This window comes from Actinoallomurus sp. NPDC052274 (genome assembly GCF_040679475.1).
GTDB lineage: Bacteria > Actinomycetota > Actinomycetes > Streptosporangiales > Streptosporangiaceae > Actinoallomurus > Actinoallomurus liliacearum.
The window spans coordinates 85,018-102,767 of record NZ_JBFAUT010000031.1; the positions used below are offsets into that span (position 1 = coordinate 85,018).

Here is a 17,750-nt window from a genome sequence, read left to right on the forward strand (position 1 = left end):
GACAGCGAGCGGTTCCGATATATCGTTTGAGTATCGCGAACGCTCTCAGATGGTTCTCGGAAGGGAGTACCGAACATGCACAACGCGACATTCGACGCCCCGTGGCAGGCGTGGGCCGGCGGTCGCCGTGGCGGCCGGGGTCGAGGCAGGCGCGGCGGGCCCTGGGGTCCCCCGTTCGGCCCGTGGAGCGGGCCCCCGCCCTGGGCCGAGGGCCGGGCGAAGGCCCGGCGCGGCGACGTCCGCGCGGCGATCCTGGCTCTGCTCGCCGAGGAGCCGCGCAACGGCTACCAGCTCATCCAGGCGATCGAGGAGCGCAGCAACGGCGAGTGGCGGCCGAGCCCCGGCGCGGTCTACCCGGCGCTGCAGCAGCTCACCGACGAGGGGCTCATCGAGGGCACCGAGGGTGACGGCCGGAAGACCTTCCGGCTCACCGAGGCCGGCCGCGCGTACGTCGAGGAGCACGCCGACGAGGTCGGCGCGCCCTGGGAGGCGATGACCTCCGACGTCCGCGACGACGTGCGGGACCTTTTCAAGACCGCGGCCGGTGCCGGCGGGGCGGTCATGCAGATCGTCCGGACGGGCTCGGAGAGCCAGGTCGCCCAGGCCAAGGAGATCCTGGCCGAGACCCGCCGCCGCCTCTACCACCTGCTCGCCGAGGACGAGTGACCCGGCGCGATTCCCCCGGAGGACTCAGATGAACAGCGAGCTGCGGATCGGGGACGCGGAGCGGGACGCGGTCGCGTCGGCCCTGCACGAGCACTTCGCCCAGGGGCGACTGGACCGGGAGGAGCTCGACGAGCGGCTCTCGGCGACGCTGGCCGCCAAGACCGTCGGCGACCTGCGGCAGGTCACCCGCGACCTGCCCGCGAGCCCGGACGCGATCGCACCGCCGTTCGGCGCCGCGGACGAGACGGACCGGTTCGGCCGGCCGGGTCCGCGGTTGGGCGGCCCGTACTGGGGTGGTCCGTACTGGGGCGGGCCCCGGTGGCATGGGCGGTCCTGGGCCGAGCCGCACCCGGGCGGCCCGCCGTGGGCCCGGCACGCGGCGGCGAGGCGGATGGCCCACGGGGGCCGGCATCCGCGGTTCGCACCGCGCGCCGGCGTGTTCCTCATCGCGCTCTTCGCCGTCGCGGCCCTGACACGCGGGTGGTTCCTCTTCCCGCTGTTCGCCGTCGTCTGGTGCGCGATGGCCTTCGCCGGGATCCGGCACGCGCGCCACCGGCATCGCCTCAGCAGGTGACCGCGCCGCGAGCGGTAAGGCGGGTGGCAGGGCCCTCGGTGAGGGGAGCCCCGCCACCCGCGCCGTCAGTCGGCCGTGACGGCGAACCGGTCGAACTGCGCGTTGATGTACGAATCCAGCGCCAGACCCGACTGGCCGTGTTCGAAGGTCGCGTCGGTCACGGCGGCGACCTCCTTACCGTCGATCAGCGCGCCGACGGCCGTGCCCTGGAAGCGCAGCGCCAGGCGGTGCCAGGTGCCGGTGCCGAGGGCGTCGACCGTTCCTTCGGCGATGGTCCGGGGCGTGCCGTCGGCCTGGATGACGTACAGGGACCACTCGCCGGTGTCGGACACCTTGAAGTGGTAGCCCTGCCAGAGGACCAGGTTGGGCTTCTTGCGCGGGTCGTGCTGGCCGTTGATCCGGCCGAGCAGCACTTCGCCACCCCACGCCGCCGGCCAGTTGTTGACGTTCCTCCCCCGCCCGAAGGCGCGGGATTCCAACCCGATTTCTACCCGGGGGTGAGAACAGGTTGAGGTTCGCCGTTCACGGCCCCGCCCAGTGGCTGGAGGGCTCCTCGCGCTGTCACGGCACGTCCTGCCGCATGTTCTTGGCCGCGTTCACGTCCGCGTGATCGGTATGCCCGCAGGCGCGACAACGAAAGACCGCTTGGCTCTCACGGTTCTCCGCGGCGCAGTGCCCGCAGGCATGACAGATCTGAGACGTGTACGCGGGATCGACCTTCATGCCAGCGCCCCGCCCGATCCCGCCTCACCCGAAACGACTTCGCCTCGTCGGGGACCTGGCGGGACCAGCGGAACCGCACCCAGCCCACCTTCGGAATCGACACCTCACCGACTTTGCGAGACAGGCGGCATACGTCCCAGTGCTTGCCGCGTTTGCCGACGATCCGGAACCCCTCGTGCACGCCCGCCTTACGCCAGGTCGGCCGTCGGTGTGTCCCGGCGAAGAAGTTCGCCATGGCCTGGGCGAAGTCCCGCAAGGCCTGCTGCTGCACCGTCTGCGAACCCGCCGCCAACCACGCGAACTCCCGTCTGGTCTCGGTCAACTGGCGGGCCTGCTCGGCATAACCCGGTGCGCTCGCCCGGCCCGGCCGCCAGTGCTAATGCTGCTCGACCGCCAGATTCCACACATATCGGGCGTGCGAACAATGCTCCAGCAGCCCCTGCTCTTGAGCAGGCGTGGGCGCAAGCCGGAACCGCATGCCCGCAACCCAACCACCACCACCGACACCCTGAGGAGAAACGGCGCTGCCTTCCCGACCCGAAGGCCGGGGGCCTCCAGACAAACAGCCGATCAACGCCGTCATGCGGCCTTCGAAGTACGTGATATGTCAAGATCCTGCGCGGAGAGCGACCCGGGGAAGGTTAGGCGGCGAGGCTGGTGAGGACGCCGATCGGGTCCTCGAGGAGCGGCGCGAAGGCCAGCTCGGCCGCGCCGACCAACTGGGCGTCCGGGCCCAGCACGGAGGCCGCCATCCGTACCTGCTCGCGCGGCGCGACGAGGGACGACCGGGCGACGGTGTCGCGTACGACGTCCTCGGTCAGGACGAACAGCTCACCGAGCGGCCCGCCGAGCACGACGATGTCCGGGTTGAACGTGTTGACCAGCATGCCGACGCCGATCCCGAGCCAGCGGGCGACCCGCGCGGCCGCCGCCACCGCCTTCGGCTCTCCGGCGGCGACCTGGGCCAGCACCGCGCGGTAGACCTCCAGCCCGCTGTCGGCCGACAGGCCCGCGGCGCTCAGCAGTGACTCCACGCCGGTCTCGGTCTCCAGGCAGCCGACGGACCCGCACCGGCAGAGCCGTCCGTCGGGGTTGACGCGCAGGTGCCCGATCTCGCCCGCGTACCCGCCACGACCGCGCAGCGGCCGCCCGCCGACGAGGATGCCGCCACCGAGGCCGATCTCCCCGGAGATCACCACGACGTGGTCGTACCCGACGGCGGCGCCGCGCCAGTGCTCGGCGAGCGCGCCGAGGTCGGCGTCGTTGGCGAGGAAGGCCGGCAGGTCGAGCCGCTCCCCCAGCCGCGCGCCGAGGGGCAGGTCGATCCAGCCGAGGTTCGGAGCGAACCGCAGCAGCCCGTCGCCCTGGCGGACCACGCCGGGCACGGACAGGCCGACTCCGACGCAACGGGCGCCCTGCGGCGCTCCGTCACGCAGGCGGCGGCAGTTGTCGACGATCGCGTCGATCGTCGCGTCGAGCTCGCTCCAGTCCCGCCCGGAGTCGACCTCAACCCGGTCGAGCACCCGCCCGCCGAGCCCGACCCTCGCCATCACGAGGTGCCGGACGCCGAGGTCGACCGCGAGGACGTACGCGGCCTGCGGCGACGGCAGGACCTCGAGGGAGGGACGGCCGGCCCGTCCTCGAGCGCTCGCGGAGCGCTCGAGGACGAGACCGGCGTCGACGAGCTCGCTGACCAGATCCCCGATGGTGCTCCGGTTGAGCCCCATCTCCGCGGTCAGCTCGGCCCGGGACCGGCAGCCGTGCCGGTGCACCTCGGTCAGGATCGCGCCCAGGTTGTGCCGACGTACGTCGTCCTGGGTCGATCCGCGGATGCGCCGACGTGTCACCGGATCGCTCCCGGCGCTCAGCGACCGGTCGCGGAGCGCCGGCGCCGGGCCAGGGCGTCGATGCTCGCGGCGAGCAGCAGGAACCCACCTGTGATCAGGTAGTTGGCGTACGCCTTCGCCCCCAGCAGGCCGAGGCCGTTGTCGATGATCGCGATGACCAGACCACCGAGGATGGCGTCCCGGGCCTTGCCCTTGCCGCCGAACAGGCTGGTCCCGCCGATGACGGCCGCGCCGACGGCGTACAGCAGCGTGTTGCCGGCACCGGCGTCCGGGGTCACCGAGTTCAGCCGGGACGCGGCCACGATGCCGCTGACGGCGGCGAGCAGCGAGCCGATCATGAACACGGACATCCGGATGCGGTTGACGTTGATGCCGGCCCGTCGCGCCGCCTCGGCGTTGCCGCCGACCGCGTACACGTGACGGCCGTACGCGGTACGGCTCAGCACGAACGTGCAGACGATCAGGAGCACCGCGACCAGGGGCACGCCCCAGGGGATGCCGCCGAAGAACGGCGCCAGCGGGGTGCGCGCCCGGTTCAGGTTGAGGATGTACGCGCCGCCCAGCAGCGCGATCGCGACCAGGACGACCTGGACGACGACGAGGACGAGGGGCTGCCGGGACAGGCCCTTGGCGTTCTGCCGCTGCCAGCGCAGCAGCTTGACGGCGGCGAACAGGAGGACGCCGACGACCGCCACCGTCCAGCCCAGCCAGACCGGCATGTACTTGTTGGCCAGCGCGTAGACGACCTTGTCGTGGACGGGAACGGTCCCACCCTCGCCGATCAGCTTCAGCGCGATGCCCTGCAGGCCGAGGAACAACGCCAACGTCACGACGAACGACGGGATGCGCACGATCGCCACCAGCGCGCCGATGGCGGCGCCGATGACCAGGCCGGTCACGGCCGCGGCGAGGACCGCGACGACCCAGTTCTGGCCCGCGTCGACCATGAGCTTGGCCATCACCGCGGCGCACGCGCCGCTGGCGACGCCCGCCGACAGGTCGATCTCGCCGAGGAGCAGGACGAACACCAGGCCCATCGCGAGGATCGTGACGGGCATCGCCTGCGTGAGCAGGTTGGCGATGTTGCCCTTGCTGAGGAAGGTCTCCGGGCGCAGCGCGTAGAAGAGGATGATCAGGACGATCAGCCCGAACACCGCCGGCAGCGCGCCGAGATCTCCGGAGCGGAGCTTGATGACGTAGCCGTTGATCGCCGACGAGACCGTCTGCTCACGGGTGTCGGCGGAGAAGTCCGAGTCCGCGAGGGTCGCCGTCGCCGCCCGCTTCTCGGGCACCGGGTCGACCACGTTCGGCTCGGGGGTTTCGGTGGACATGTGAACCTCAGATGCTTTCTGCCGCGGTCGAGGGAGCGAGGCCCAGGTCACCCGAGCGTCCGGTGGTGATCAGCTCGACCACCTGGCTGTGGGTGACGTCGGACCGTTTGACGTCGGCGGCGACGCGGCCGAGGTAGAGGCAGGTGATCCGGTCCGCCACCTCGAAGACGTCGTTCATGTTGTGCGAGATCAGCACGACGCCGTGGCCGGTCTCCGCGAGGCGGCGCACCAGGTCCAGGACCTGCCGGGTCTGCGCGACGCCGAGCGCCGCGGTCGGCTCGTCCAGGATCACGACCTTGGACTCCCACAGCACGGCCTTGGCGATCGCCACGGTCTGCCGCTGACCGCCGGACAGGCTCGCCACCTGCTGGCGGACCGACTTGACGGTGCGCACCGAGAGCTTGGCCAGCGTCTCGCGGGCGGCCTGCTCCATGGCGCCCTCGTCCAGGACGATGCCCTTCTTGCGCTCCCGGCCGAGGAACATGTTCTGGGCGATGTCCAGGTTGTCGGCCAGGGCGAGGTCCTGGTAGACGATCTCGATGCCGAGATCGGCGGCGTCGCGGGGGCCGCTGATGCTCACCGGCCGGCCCTCGAACCGCACCTGGCCCGAGTCGGTCGGGTGGATGCCGGCGATGCACTTGATCAGCGTGGACTTGCCCGCGCCGTTGTCGCCGACGAGCGCGGTCACCTGTCCCGGGTAGACCGCGAAGTCGATGTCGTGGAGCACATGGATGGCTCCGAAGCTCTTGTTGATCCCCGCCAGTTCGAGGGTCGGGGTTCCGTTGTCAGGCAACGCTGCGTACTCCCTAAAAGGCGCGATGGGGCGCCCGGTGACCCGGGCGCCCCTCGTTCCTTACTGAATTCCGGCGGTCTTGCACTTGGCGGCGTAGGCGCCCTTGCAGAGGTCGGCGGCGGTGATGCCGCTACCGCCGTCGGTGACGACCTGCTTGACGTTGTCCTTGTTGATCAGGACCGGGTTCAGCAGGATCGACGGCACCTGCCGGTGGCCCTGCGGGTCGTTGGAGGTGGCGTTGGTCTGCGGCTTCTGGCCCTTGGCCAGCGCGGTGACGACCGAGACGAGGCTGTCGGCCTCCAGCTTGTTCGGCTTGTAGACCGTCATGCACTGGGTGCCGTCGAGGATGTTCTGCAGGCCCTGCACGGTCGCGTCCTGACCGGTCACGGGGACCTTGCCGGCCTCGTTGTTCTTCTTGAGGATGGAGATCGCGGCGTTGCCGAGGCCGTCGTTGGCGGCGAGGACGCCGTCGATCTTGCCCTTCTGCTGGGTGTACATCTGCTCGAAGATGGTGGCGGCCTGCTGGTTGTCCCAGTCGGGCACGGCCTGCTCGGCGACCTGCTTGTAGTTGGACACCTTGTCCAGGACCTCGTGCGCGCCCTGCTTGAACAGGGTGGCGTTGTTGTCCGTCGGCGAGCCGTCCAGGTAGACGATGTTCGACGCCTTGTCACCGAGGCACTTCTGCAGGCCCTGGCCCTGGACCCGGCCGACCTGGACGCCGTCGAACGACACGTAGTAGTCCGCGGACCCACCGAGGGTCAGGCGGTCGTAGTCGATCGTCTGGACGCCCTGCGCCTTGGCCTTCTGCTCGATCGCCGCGCCGGAGTTGGAGTCGAGGTTCACGATCGCCAGCATGGTCACGCCGCTGGTGATCATCTGGTCGGCGATGGTCTGCATCCGCTGCTTGTCGCCCTCGGCGTTCTGGATGTCGGCGGGGATGCCGGCCGCCGCGAACGCCTTCTTGAGCACCGGGAGGTCGAAGTTCTCCCAGCGGACGGACGACTTCGTGTCGGGCAGGATGATGCCGACCTTGGCCTTCGCCTTGGCCGAGCCGCCACCCTTCTTGTCGTCACTGCCGCCGCAGCCGGTGAGGGCGGCGGTCGCCATGGCCGCGATCGCGGCGAGACATGCCGTGCGCTTGAAGATCAAGTCGACACCTTCTTCGGGGTCCCCAGGAACGGTTTGTTTGGCCGCACAACGTATTCCGCCGTTACGGGTTCGTATAGAGGGAGAAAGCCGGAGAAATCCGACGGTTACGACATCGAAATGTTCTCGTCACATAACGCCCTGCAGCCGTGAAGTCACTCTCGGCGGCCCGCCGTCCGGGGCGCTGGGTGAAATCGATTTCCCCCGGCGTCGCCCTCCAACGCGAGCCGCGCGCGTGCCCCTCGAGGCGCGGAGGTTAGTGTCGGCATCATGGGTAGCCAGATCGGTGTCACCGGGCTCGCCGTCATGGGCCAGAACCTCGCGCGGAACATCGCGCGCCACGGGTTCCCGGTGGCCGTGCACAATAGGACCGAGAGCCGCACCAAGCAGCTCATCGAGCACCATGGTGACGAGGGCGACTTCACGCCCGCGTACTCCCTCGAGGAGTTCGTCGCCGCGCTGGACCGGCCCCGCCGGATCATCATCATGGTCAAGGCGGGCGCACCCGTCGACGCCGTGATCAAGGACCTGCTGCCGCTGCTCGACGCCGGCGACATCATCATCGACGGCGGCAACTCCCACTTCGAGGACACCCGGCGGCGCGTCGCCGAGCTCGCCGAGCACGACATCCACTTCGTCGGCGCCGGCATCTCCGGCGGCGAGGAGGGCGCCCTGAACGGGCCGAGCATCATGCCGGGAGGCCCGCGCGAGGCGTACGACCCCGTCGAGCCGATCCTCACCGCCATCGCGGCACAGGTGGACGGCACGCCGTGCTGCGCATACATCGGGCCGGACGGCGCCGGCCACTACGTCAAGATGGCGCACAACGGCATCGAGTACGCCGACATGCAGCTCATCGCGGAGGCGTACGACCTGCTCACGCACGCCGCCGGGCTGAGCGCCCCGGAGATCGCGCGCGTCTTCCAACAGTGGAACGAAGGCGACCTGGAGTCGTTCCTCATCGAGATCACCGCCAAGGTGCTCGCGCACATCGACGAGACGACCGGCAAGCCGCTCGTCGACGTGATCCTCGACGAGGCCGAGCAGAAGGGCACCGGCCGCTGGACCGCCCAGTCGGCGCTGGAGCTCGGCGTTCCGGTGACCGCGATCACCGAGGCGGTGTTCGCGCGGGCGCTGTCCGCGCGCAAGGACGAGCGGACCAAGGCGTCGAAGATCCTGCCGGGCCCGTCCGCCGGGCAGGCGGGAGGCGACTTCGTCGACGCGGTGCGCGACGCGCTGTACGCCTCGAAGGTCGTCGCCTACGCGCAGGGGTTCGAGCAGATCCGCGCCGCGTCCAACGAGTACGGCTGGGACGTCCAGCCCGGCACGCTCGCGACGATCTGGCGCGGCGGCTGCATCATCCGCGCCCGGTTCCTCAACCGGATCAAGGACGCCTACGACCGCGACCCGGAGCTGTCCAACCTCCTCCTGGACGACTACTTCCGGGACGCCGTCGCGGGCGCTCAGGACGCCTGGCGCAAGGTCGTGCGCACGGCGGTCGAGCTGGGCGTGCCCACTCCCGCCTTCTCCTCGGCGCTGGCCTACTACGACGGCTTCCGCCGGGAGCGCGGCCCCGCCTCGCTCATCCAGGGCCTGCGGGACTTCTTCGGCGCGCACACCTACCGTCGCACCGACCGGGAGGGCGTCTTCCACACGCTCTGGTCCGAGGACGGCCGCGAGGTCTCCGCGGACTGAACGGGTCCGACCGGGCCGCGTCGCCGGCCGCCGGCGCCCGTCGGCACGAGACGGCACCGCCGGTCGCCGGCACCGCCGGTCGCCGGCACGAGGCGGTGCTCCCGGCCGCCGGCGTCCGTCCGGACGTCGGCGGCCGCGAGCGCGTCAGCGGGCGGGAGCGTGTCCTCGACCGGGAGCGCGTCAGTGGGCGAACGGGCCGCCCGCGGCGAAGGCGTACGCGGCGAAGCGCTCCCCCATCCGGCGGTACCCGGCGGCGTTCGGGTGCAGCGCGTCGGGCAGGTCGGCGAGGTCCGATTCGCCGAACAGCTCGCGTCCGTCCAGGTAGTGCAGGTTCGGGTCCGTGGCCGACCGCTCCCCCACGATCCGGTGCAGGGCCTCCCGGATCACCGAGAGGCTCAGGGCGCCCGCGGCGAGTCCCGCCGGGTCGCCGACCGAGCGGAAGCGCACGACCCCGTCCTCGATGTCGTCGAACGTCGGGCCGGGCCGATCCTCCACCATCGGGCACAGGATCGGCGAGATGACCAGCAGCGGCGTCTCCGGGTGGCCCTCGCGCACGGTGTCGAGGAAGCCGTGCACCGCGGGTTCGAAGGCCCGCAGCCGCATGGTGTCGCCGTTGACGACGTTGATGCCGAGTTTGAGGCTGATCAGGTCGGCGGGCAGGTCGCGGATGGTCCGGGCGGTGAACGGATCGAGCATGGCGTTGCCCGCCAGCCCGAGGTTCAAGACGTTCACGTCGGCGGCCCGCGCCGCGACGACGGGCCAGGTGCCGAGCGGGTTGTCGGCCTCCACGCAGTGGCTGATCGAGCTGCCGTGGTGCACCCAGCGCGGCCGGGGATCGGGCTGCGGCGGATGCACCGGCCCGTCGGCGCGCAACGCGATCAGCTCCACCGGGGCGCTCTGCGGAAGCCAGATCTCGACCTCCTTGCGCCCGGGCGGCAGCGGCCCGAAGCGCACGGTGGCGGGCTCACCCGGCGTGATCTCCGGGGGCTTGACGCCGGACGTGTCCATGGCGAGCACATTGCCGTCGGGCGTGGCGACCCGCTCCCCCGGCACACCGTCCACCACCAGCTCGAACACACCGCCGGAATTGGGCTCGCCCGTGGAGCCCAGCGTCTTGGTGGTCAGCACGTCGAGTTCCAGCCCCGTCGCCTCAGTGGCGAACACCATCCGGACACCGGACGGCATGGCCACCACGAGCTCACAGAACGGGCTCGGGATCTGCGGCCTCGTCCAGCTCGGCAGACGCCGGGGGCGAAGCCCGGCCTCGGTGCGCTCCAGATCCAGCGCGCCTCGGATCTCGACCGGGCCGTCGAGCAGGGGGACGTCGGCGAATGCCATTCGATCGACCTTTCGTTCCGGGCCGCGGCGGCGGCCACCACCGAACGTACGGCCCCCGGCGCGCCGCGCGGAAGATCGCGGATGCGTCCTCCGCGCGACGCCCGAAGATCACAGCCCGGAGTTCGAGGCCCGGGGACCACAGCCCGGAGGGCAGGGCCCGTGAACCGGAACCCGGAGGGCAGGCCCCGACCTCAGAGGCGGGGGTCGACGGGCTCGGACTCGAGCGCGAGCACGCCGAACACCGCCTGGTGGACCCGCCAGAGCGGCTCTCCGGCCGCCAGCCGGTCCAGGGCCTCCAGACCGAGGGCGTGCTCCCGCATGGCGAGGGACCGCTTGCGGCCCAGCGACCGCTGCCGCAGCCGTTCGAGGTGCTCCGGCTCGGTGTAGTCCGGCCCGTAGATGATCCGCAGGTACTCCCGGCCCCGGCACTTCAGGCCGGGCTGTACGAGGCGGCGCTCCCCGTCCGGCCCGGCCGGCGCCGGTCCACCGCCCTCGGCCGGGGGCAGCGGCTTGACGACCATGCCCTCGCCGCCGGCCGCGGTCAGCTCCGTCCACCACGCGACCGCGGCGGACTCGTCGCCGTTCAGGTCCAGGACGTGCGACCGGGTCGGCGCGAACAGCTCCGCGTCGGCGGCGGCCAGCCGGTCGGCGACCGCCAGGTGCCACAGGTGGTCCCGCTCGGCGTACGAGCGGCCCTCCCCGGCGAGCACCTGGAACGGGGCCAGCCGCAGTCCCTTCAGCCCTTCCGTCGGCCAGCAGTAGCGCGCGTAGGCGTCCCGGAACAGCTCCGCGTTGGCCGACCGGCGGGTCACGCGGTCGCGCAGCGCGGCCACGTCCAGGCCGCGCGCGGCGGCGCGGTCGAGGACGTCCGCGGCCATAGGCAGCGCGGCGCGGGCCGCCGCGCCGGTCGCGGCGTACTGGGTGCGCAGCAGCTCGACGGCCTTGGCCGACCACGGCATCAGCTCGCAGTCCAGCACGAGCCACCCGGTCCCGAGCTCGGCGAACAGCCCGCCCGCGGCCGCCCGGACCCGCGCCAGGAACTCCTCCGTCGTCGCCGGGTCCGGGAAGAACGGCCGGCCGGTCCGCGTGTAGACCGCCCCGGTCGTGCCGTCGTCCACCCCGAACCGGTCGGCGGCGGCGCGCTCGTCGCGGGCGACGACCACGACGGCACGCGAGCCCATGTGCTTCTCCTCGCACACGACCCGCGCGACGCCCTGCCGCCGGTACTCCTCGAACGCCTCGGCCGGGTGCTCCAGGTATCCCTCGAACGCGGACGTGGGAGCGGGGGCCATCGTCGGCGGCAGGTACACCAGCCAGCGTGGGTCGACGCCGAACCGGCTCATGACCTCCAGGGCCGGCCAGACGTTCTCGTCGCGGACGCTGACGCGGCCCATCAGCCGCGTCCGGACCGCCTCCCGTACGTCGGCGATGCGCAGCACACCGGACTCCCGGTGCGAGCCGGGCGCGGTCGCGGTCTCCGGGACGAGCGGCCGGACCGGCTCGTACCAGACCTCGTGCGCGGGGACCGAGACGAGCCTCTTCTCCGGGTAGCGCAGCGCGGTCAGCCGGCCGCCGAAGACGCAGCCGGTGTCGACGCACAGCGTGTTGTTGACCCACTCCGGCTCGGGCACCGGGGTGTGGCCGTACACGACCATGGCCTCGCCCCGGTAGTCGTTCGCCCACGGGTACCGCACGGGCAGGCCGTACTCGTCGGTCTCGCCGGTCGTCTCGCCGTACAGCGCGAACGACCGTACGCGGCCCGACGCCCGTCCGTGGTAGGCCTCCTTGAGCCCCGCGTGCGCCACGACGAGGCGCCCTCCGTCGAGGACCAGGTGGCTGACGAGGCCGTCCATGAAGGCCAGCGCCGCCGCGCGGAACTCCTCGGGCTCGTTCCCGAGCTGTTCGAGCGACTGGGCGAGGCCGTGGCCGACCGTGACCCGGCGGCCCCTGAGCGCGCGTACGAGCTTGTTCTCGTGGTTGCCGGGGACGCACAGCGCGGTCCCGGCGGCGACCATGCCCATGGCGAGACGGAGCACGCCGGGGGTGTCGGGCCCCCGGTCGACCAGGTCGCCCAGGAAGACGGCGGTCCGGCCCTCGGGATGCGCGGCGCCCACCGGGCGGCCGAGCGGGTCGCGCTCGATCGCGTACCCGAGCTCGGTGAGCAGGTCCTCCAGCTCGGCCCGGCAGCCGTGCACGTCGCCGATCAGGTCGAACGGGCCGGTGATGTGCCGCTTGTCCGACCACGCCTTGTCGTACGTGACGACGGCCCGGTCGATCTCCTCGCCGCGCAGCACGTACGCGCGCTTGAACTCCCGGTGCAGTCCGCGCAGCCCGCGCCGCAACTCGCGACGCTGCCGGGGAACGACGTGGTCGGGCAGGTCCCGGTCGGTCCGGGCGGCGTTGCGCTCCATCGCGACCGACTCGGGCACGTCGAGGACGACCGCGACGGCGAGCACATCGTGCTCCTTGGCGATCCGCACCAGCTGCTCGCGCGAGCGCGGCTGCACGTTGGTGGCGTCCACGACCGTGAGCAGGCCGCGCCGCAGGCGCGTGCGCACGATGTAATGCAGCAGGTCGAAGGCGTCGGCGGTGGCCGACTGGTCGTTCTCGTCGTCCGACACGACGCCCCGGCAGTAGTCCGAGGACACCACCTGGGTCGGGGCGAAGTGCCGGCGGGCGAAGTGGGACTTGCCGGAGCCCGACACGCCGACCAGCACGACGAGCGCCAGCTCCGGGATCACGAGCTCCCGGGCCTCGACCTCCGTACTCTCGAGCTCTGTCATCGGGTGAAAACCCCCATCTGGGTCGGCGCGCCGACCTCGCTGTCGTCGTCGCCGACCGGGACGTACCGGACCTGGTAGCCGTACGCTCCGGCGACCCGTGCGGCCCACTCCCGGAACTCCGCGCGGGTCCACTCGAACCGGTGGTCCGGGTGCCGGAAGCCGGTGAGGCCCTCGTAGCGGACGTTGTACTCGGCGTTCGGCGTCGTGACGACCACGACCCGTGGCCGGGCGTCGCCGAACACGACGCGTTCGACGGCGGGCAGCCGCGGCACGTCCACGTGCTCGATGACCTCCATCAGCACCGCCGCGTCGTAGCCGTGGAACCGGTCGTCGGCGTAGGTGAGCGCCGCCGTGAAGAGGCTCAGCCGTTCCTCCTGCGCACGCGTGAGGCGCGCGGGCTTGAGCCGCCGCTGGGCGATCATGATGGCCCGCGGCGAGACGTCGGTGCCCGCGACGGAGCGGAAGTACGGGTCCTGCAGCAGCCGGGTCAGCAGCTTCCCGGAGCCGCAGCCGAGGTCGATGACCCGCTGCGCCTCTTCGGCCCGCAGCACGTCGAGCACCGCCTGGACGCGGCGTTCGGCGAGCGGGACCGGCGGGGCCGCCGCCTCGGTGCCGGTCTCCGCGTCGCCCGGCTCGGCGGCCGCCGGGTCGGACACGGTCGGCTCCTCGTCGATCGGGTCCCGGTCGAGCGCGTCCTCCGGACGGTCGTCGGCCTCGGCAAGACGGGCCAGCGCCGTACGGACCAGGCCGCGGCGGTTCGCCAGGTAACGGCGGGTGATGCGGCCGCGCTCCGGGTGCGCCGCCAGCCAGCCCGCGCCCGCCCGGATCAGCTTGTCCACCTCGTCCGAGGCGATCCAGTAGTGCTTTGAATCATCGAGGACGGGCAGCAGGACGTACACCTGGTTCAGCGCGTCGGCCAGCTTCAGCTCGCCTTCGAGCGTGAGCGTGACGTACCGGGAGTCGCCCCACTGCGGGAACTCCGGGTCGAGCGGGACCGGCCGGGCCGTCACCCGCCAGCCGAGCGGCTCGAACAGCCGCCGGGCCGCCTCCGCGCCGCCCCGGCACGGCAGCGCGGGCAGCGTGACCGTCAGCGGGATCGGCGTCGCCGCCAGCGCGGCGCGGTCCCGGCTCGCGCCGCGCATCGCGGTGCGGAAGACGTTCGCCATCGCCGAGGCCAGCAGGGACGACGCGGCGTACGGCCGGTCGTTGACGTACTGCCCGAGGGACAGGTCCGGCGTCTTCCGCGCCTTCGCCAGCTTGATCGGGTCGACGTCGAGGAGCAGCGCCGCGGTGCACCGGTCGGGTGACGCGTCGGGGTAGAAGACGTGCGCGGTGCCGAAGGACTGCTCGAACGTCTGCACCCGCTCGGGGTGCTTGACCAGCAGGTACCCGAGATCGGTGGCCGGGCGCACGGTCGTGGTGATCGTCAGCAGCACACGGCACAGTGTTCCGGATGCCCGGCTCCTCCCCCACTGGTTTTCGTTGGGCGGAGGTCTCGCGATCGACATTCAGCGCGTGCGCCGACCGGCACCTCAGTGCCAGTACGCCTTGGAAAGCACGTCCGGAAGGTCGGGATTGGAGGTCACATCGATGATGAGGACCTGCCGGTCGGCGATATACCATTCACGCTCGGTATAACCACTGGTGGTCCGGTGAGCGCCGCCCTGCTCGGCGCAACTGACGGCGTATTCGCTGTACGTCGCGGGACGCCCGCCGATCCGGCGCTGCTCCGTCACCACCGGCTTCTTCGGCATGACGATGAAGTCCTCCGGAAAGTTCGGGCACGGTTCGACGTCTGAGGCCGGATAGTACATCTGCCTTCCCGCCAGATAGCTGCCGAAGCCGTGCGCCGCGGTGTTGATCTGTTTCGCGCCCATCACCCAGAATCCGGTGCACGGCGTCCTGAAGAATTCGGCCTTCGGGTCCGTGCACCGATCGGTCAGCACGTGCTTCCCGGAGAACTCGGTGTCGACGACGGTCCAGCCGGAGCGCAGCGGCAGGCCCAGCGTGTCGAACCACGTGAGGTTCGCCGGGGGTGTCGGCGTCGGCGTGGGCGTCGGCTTGTGCGTACGGCCCGCCCCGGCGTTCCAGGGGACGAGCGTCACGGCGACGGCCACCAGCGCCGCGACGACCACCGCCCCCGCTCCCAACGCCGTCCGTCCTCCGGACCCTGACCGCGAGGCGGCGGGACCACCGGGTCCGTACGGCTCCCTGGTGGTGGCGTACGGATGCGCCGAGGGCGTGGTGACGGACGGCGCCGCACCGGGAGCCCAGGGAACGGGTGCAGGGTGCCGGCGAACGGTCGGTCCGGCCGTCCCCTGCCCGGGGGATGGCAGCGGCTCCTCGCCGAGCAGCCAGGCCAGGGCCTGCCGCGCCGACGGCCGCCGGGCCGGGTCCTTGTCCAGGCAGGCCGCCGCGATCACCCGCAGGGGGCCCTGGAGGTCGCCGAGGTCCGGCGGCGCGTGCTGGATCCGGCTCACCACCGCGCCGATGTGGTCCTGCCCGAACGGGGGCCGGCCCGTCGCCGCGTACACGATCGTCCCGCCCCAGGCGAACATGTCCGCCGCCCGTCCCGGCGGCTCGTTGCGCAACTGCTCCGGCGCCATGAACGCCGGGGTCCCGGTGATGTGACCGCTGAGCGTGGCGTCGACGACGTACGCCACCCCGAAGTCGATCACGCGTGGCCCGTCGGGCCCCATCATGACGTTGGCCGGTTTGAAATCACGGTGGACGACCTCCGCCTGGTGGATCGCGACCAGGGCGGTCGCCGTGCCGATCGCCAGCCGTTGGAGCGCCGACCCGCGCAACGGGCCGTTCTCCCCCACCACCTGACGCAGCGACGGGCCGTCGATGAACTCGCTGACGATGTAGGGCACCTCGCCCTCGACATCGGCCGCGAGGATCCGCGCCGTACAGAACGGGTCGACCTTCCGCGCGGCGGCCAGTTCCTTGGCGAAGTACCGCCGCTCGCGCGCGTCACCGGCGGACCGCAGCAGCTTGACGGCCACCCGCTCGCCGGACGGCGACTCGCCGAGGCAGACGACTCCCTGGCCGCCTTCGCCCAGCCGGCCGAGCAGGCGATAGCCGGCGATCTCCGGCGGGTCCTGGGACGTCAACGGCCGTAGAGAGGGCATGCCGGGATTCTGCCGCAAAAAAGGGCGATCGCCCGGCGTCCTCCGACACCGGGCGATCAACCTGGCATGACCGTCACACCTGGCGGAGCACCTCGCTCGCGATGAGCTCGAGGTGGTCCAGATCGTCGAGGTCGAGCACCTGGAGATACATCCGCTCGGCGCCGAGCTCACGGAACCGGCCGATCTTCTCCACCACTTCGGCCGGGGTGCCGGCCAGGCCGTTCTCGCGCAGTTCGTCGACCCGCCGGCCGATCGCTTCGGCCCGGCGCGCGATCTCCGCCTCGTCCCGCCCGCAGCACACGACCTGCGCGGCGGAGAAGGTCATCGACTGGCAGGACCGGCCACCCTGCTCACAGGCCGCCCGCACGCGCTCGTACGCCGACCCGGTCTCCTGCAGCCCGTTGAAGGGCACGTTGTACTCGTCGGCGTACCGCGCCGCCAGCCGGGGTGTCCGCTTCGCGCCGACGCCCCCGATGATCAGAGGGGGGCGCGGCTGCTGCGCGGGCTTCGGCAGCGCGGGCGAATCCGTCACCCGGTAGTGGTCGCCCTCGAAGGAGAACGTCTTACCGGTCGGCGTCTCCCACAGCCCCGTCACGATCTGCAACTGCTCGTGCAGCCGGTCGAAACGCTCGCTCAGGCTCGGGAACGGGATGCCGTACGCGGTGTGCTCCTCCTCGAACCATCCCGTGCCCAGCCCGAGCTCGACGCGTCCTCCGCTCATCTGGTCGACGTTGGCCACGGAGATGGCCAGCGGACCGGGCAACCGGAAGGTCGCGGCGGTCACCAGCGTGCCGAGACGGATCCGCCGGGTCTCCCGGGCCAGTCCGGCCAGGGTGATCCAGGCGTCGGACGGCCCCGGCAGGCCGCTGACGTCTCCCATCTTCAGGTAATGGTCGGAGCGGAAGAACGCGTCGAAGCCGCACTCCTCGGTGGCCTTGGCGACGCGGAGCAGGGTGTCGTAGCTCGCCCCCTGCTGGGGCTCTGTGAAGATCCGCAGAAGCATGGCTCCCATCCTGCTACCCCGCCACCGTCTAATGCACTATTTGGTCTAGACCTCTTCGCCGCGCCGCGCGCGACCGATCCACACCAGGAGGAGGCCGACGGCCGCCAGTCCCATCCCCGACAGCGCCACCGTCGCGTACGGGAAGCCGGTGTGCGGCAGGCGATGGACGCCCGGGACCGGCCGCACCGGCATCGGCCGGGCGTTGCGGGTGTGGCAGGCGACACTGTTGTTGGCCGGGTTCTCGTCCGGCGTCCCGGACGCGACCGTGCTGAGGCAGCGGAGCCTGCCCGGGTGGGCGTGCGGCCGGGCCCGCACGGCCAGCCGGAGCTTGCGGGTCCTGCCCGGCGGGATGGCGCCGAGCGGGCAGACGAAGCCCGGCCCCTGCGTCAGGCAGTGGCGGTCCTTGCCGATCACGATGGGCGTGTCCTCGCTCGGAGCGGGCCGCTCCGGCCCGATGCCGGGCCCGATCGGCGCCTCGGCCGTACCGCCGCGGTGGATTCCGCTGTCGACTCCGGTCGCGGCCGCCTTGCCGGGCTCGGCCGCGACGCGCGCCGGCGACGAGGCGCACGGGGCGCCGGCCGGGTGGTCGGCGACGTTCCCGGCCGGCCCGTTCACCGCGGAGCCGCACGCCGGGACACCCTGTTGTCCCGCGCAGGCACCGCACGCCGGGACACCCTGCTGACCCGCGCAGGCACCGCACGCCGGGACACCCTGTTG

General features: G+C 71.9%; 16 protein-coding genes. 3 read left to right on the forward strand and 13 right to left on the reverse strand.

Going from position 1 to position 17,750, the window contains the following annotated elements; translation table 11 throughout:
* Nucleotides 1-75: 75 nt before the first annotated feature.
* Complete coding sequence (locus tag AB0K82_RS25440; protein ID WP_364401206.1) at nucleotides 76-666, forward strand: PadR family transcriptional regulator; 591 nt, start codon at nucleotides 76-78, stop codon at nucleotides 664-666.
* A gap of 28 nt (nucleotides 667-694) precedes the next feature.
* The gene (locus tag AB0K82_RS25445; RefSeq protein WP_364401209.1) at nucleotides 695-1,240 is read left to right on the forward strand and encodes a DUF1707 domain-containing protein; all 546 of its coding nucleotides are present in this window, start codon (nucleotides 695-697) and stop codon (nucleotides 1,238-1,240) included.
* A 65-nt stretch (nucleotides 1,241-1,305) separates the two neighbouring features.
* Here AB0K82_RS25445 and AB0K82_RS25450 read toward each other — a convergent pair whose 3' ends face one another.
* The 7 genes from AB0K82_RS25450 to AB0K82_RS25480 form a co-directional block, all read right to left on the reverse strand.
* Nucleotides 1,306-1,719 (reverse strand): hypothetical protein, encoded by a 414-nt coding sequence (locus AB0K82_RS25450; RefSeq protein WP_364401212.1) that lies wholly within the window; start codon nucleotides 1,717-1,719, stop codon nucleotides 1,306-1,308.
* A gap of 82 nt (nucleotides 1,720-1,801) precedes the next feature.
* The gene (locus tag AB0K82_RS25455; RefSeq protein ID WP_364401213.1) at nucleotides 1,802-1,963 is read right to left on the reverse strand and encodes a transposase; all 162 of its coding nucleotides are present in this window, start codon (nucleotides 1,961-1,963) and stop codon (nucleotides 1,802-1,804) included.
* Nucleotides 1,964-2,339: 376 nt separating this feature from the next.
* Nucleotides 2,340-2,546 (reverse strand): helix-turn-helix domain-containing protein, encoded by a 207-nt coding sequence (locus AB0K82_RS25460; RefSeq protein WP_364401216.1) that lies wholly within the window; start codon nucleotides 2,544-2,546, stop codon nucleotides 2,340-2,342.
* Between the two features lie 58 nt (nucleotides 2,547-2,604).
* Nucleotides 2,605-3,810, reverse strand: a complete 1,206-nt coding sequence (locus AB0K82_RS25465) for an ROK family transcriptional regulator (protein ID WP_364401219.1) — start codon at nucleotides 3,808-3,810, stop codon at nucleotides 2,605-2,607.
* A gap of 17 nt (nucleotides 3,811-3,827) precedes the next feature.
* Nucleotides 3,828-5,141: an ABC transporter permease gene (locus AB0K82_RS25470; protein ID WP_364401222.1), complete on the reverse strand. Its 1,314-nt coding sequence runs from the start codon at nucleotides 5,139-5,141 to the stop codon at nucleotides 3,828-3,830.
* Nucleotides 5,142-5,148: 7 nt separating this feature from the next.
* Complete coding sequence (locus AB0K82_RS25475) at nucleotides 5,149-5,934, reverse strand: ATP-binding cassette domain-containing protein (RefSeq protein ID WP_364401225.1); 786 nt, start codon at nucleotides 5,932-5,934, stop codon at nucleotides 5,149-5,151.
* Between the two features lie 60 nt (nucleotides 5,935-5,994).
* On the reverse strand, nucleotides 5,995-7,083 hold the full coding sequence (locus AB0K82_RS25480; protein ID WP_364401227.1) for a substrate-binding domain-containing protein: 1,089 nt from the start codon (nucleotides 7,081-7,083) through the stop codon (nucleotides 5,995-5,997).
* Nucleotides 7,084-7,350: 267 nt separating this feature from the next.
* Between AB0K82_RS25480 and gndA the strand changes: the two genes are divergently transcribed.
* Nucleotides 7,351-8,775: an NADP-dependent phosphogluconate dehydrogenase gene (gene gndA, locus AB0K82_RS25485; protein WP_364401229.1), complete on the forward strand. Its 1,425-nt coding sequence runs from the start codon at nucleotides 7,351-7,353 to the stop codon at nucleotides 8,773-8,775.
* 180 nt (nucleotides 8,776-8,955) lie between these two features.
* Here the strand turns inward: gndA and AB0K82_RS25490 are convergent, their stop codons facing one another.
* From AB0K82_RS25490 to AB0K82_RS25515, 6 genes are all read right to left on the reverse strand, one after another.
* Nucleotides 8,956-10,113, reverse strand: coding sequence for a GDSL-type esterase/lipase family protein (locus AB0K82_RS25490; RefSeq protein WP_364401231.1), 1,158 nt, complete (start codon nucleotides 10,111-10,113; stop codon nucleotides 8,956-8,958).
* Nucleotides 10,114-10,304: 191 nt separating this feature from the next.
* On the reverse strand, nucleotides 10,305-12,896 hold the full coding sequence (locus tag AB0K82_RS25495; RefSeq protein ID WP_364401234.1) for a polynucleotide kinase-phosphatase: 2,592 nt from the start codon (nucleotides 12,894-12,896) through the stop codon (nucleotides 10,305-10,307).
* Nucleotides 12,893-14,332, reverse strand: a complete 1,440-nt coding sequence (locus tag AB0K82_RS25500) for a 3' terminal RNA ribose 2'-O-methyltransferase Hen1 (RefSeq protein WP_364401236.1) — start codon at nucleotides 14,330-14,332, stop codon at nucleotides 12,893-12,895. Before AB0K82_RS25500 ends, AB0K82_RS25495 begins: the two co-directional genes overlap by 4 nt.
* A gap of 96 nt (nucleotides 14,333-14,428) precedes the next feature.
* A complete protein-coding gene (locus AB0K82_RS25505) occupies nucleotides 14,429-16,030 on the reverse strand; it encodes a serine/threonine-protein kinase (protein WP_364401238.1) in 1,602 nt (533 codons plus the stop codon).
* Between the two features lie 73 nt (nucleotides 16,031-16,103).
* Complete coding sequence (locus AB0K82_RS25510; protein ID WP_364401241.1) at nucleotides 16,104-17,033, reverse strand: LLM class F420-dependent oxidoreductase; 930 nt, start codon at nucleotides 17,031-17,033, stop codon at nucleotides 16,104-16,106.
* A gap of 45 nt (nucleotides 17,034-17,078) precedes the next feature.
* On the reverse strand, nucleotides 17,079-17,750 hold a 672-nt coding region (locus AB0K82_RS25515; RefSeq protein ID WP_364401243.1), incomplete at its 5' end, for a hypothetical protein.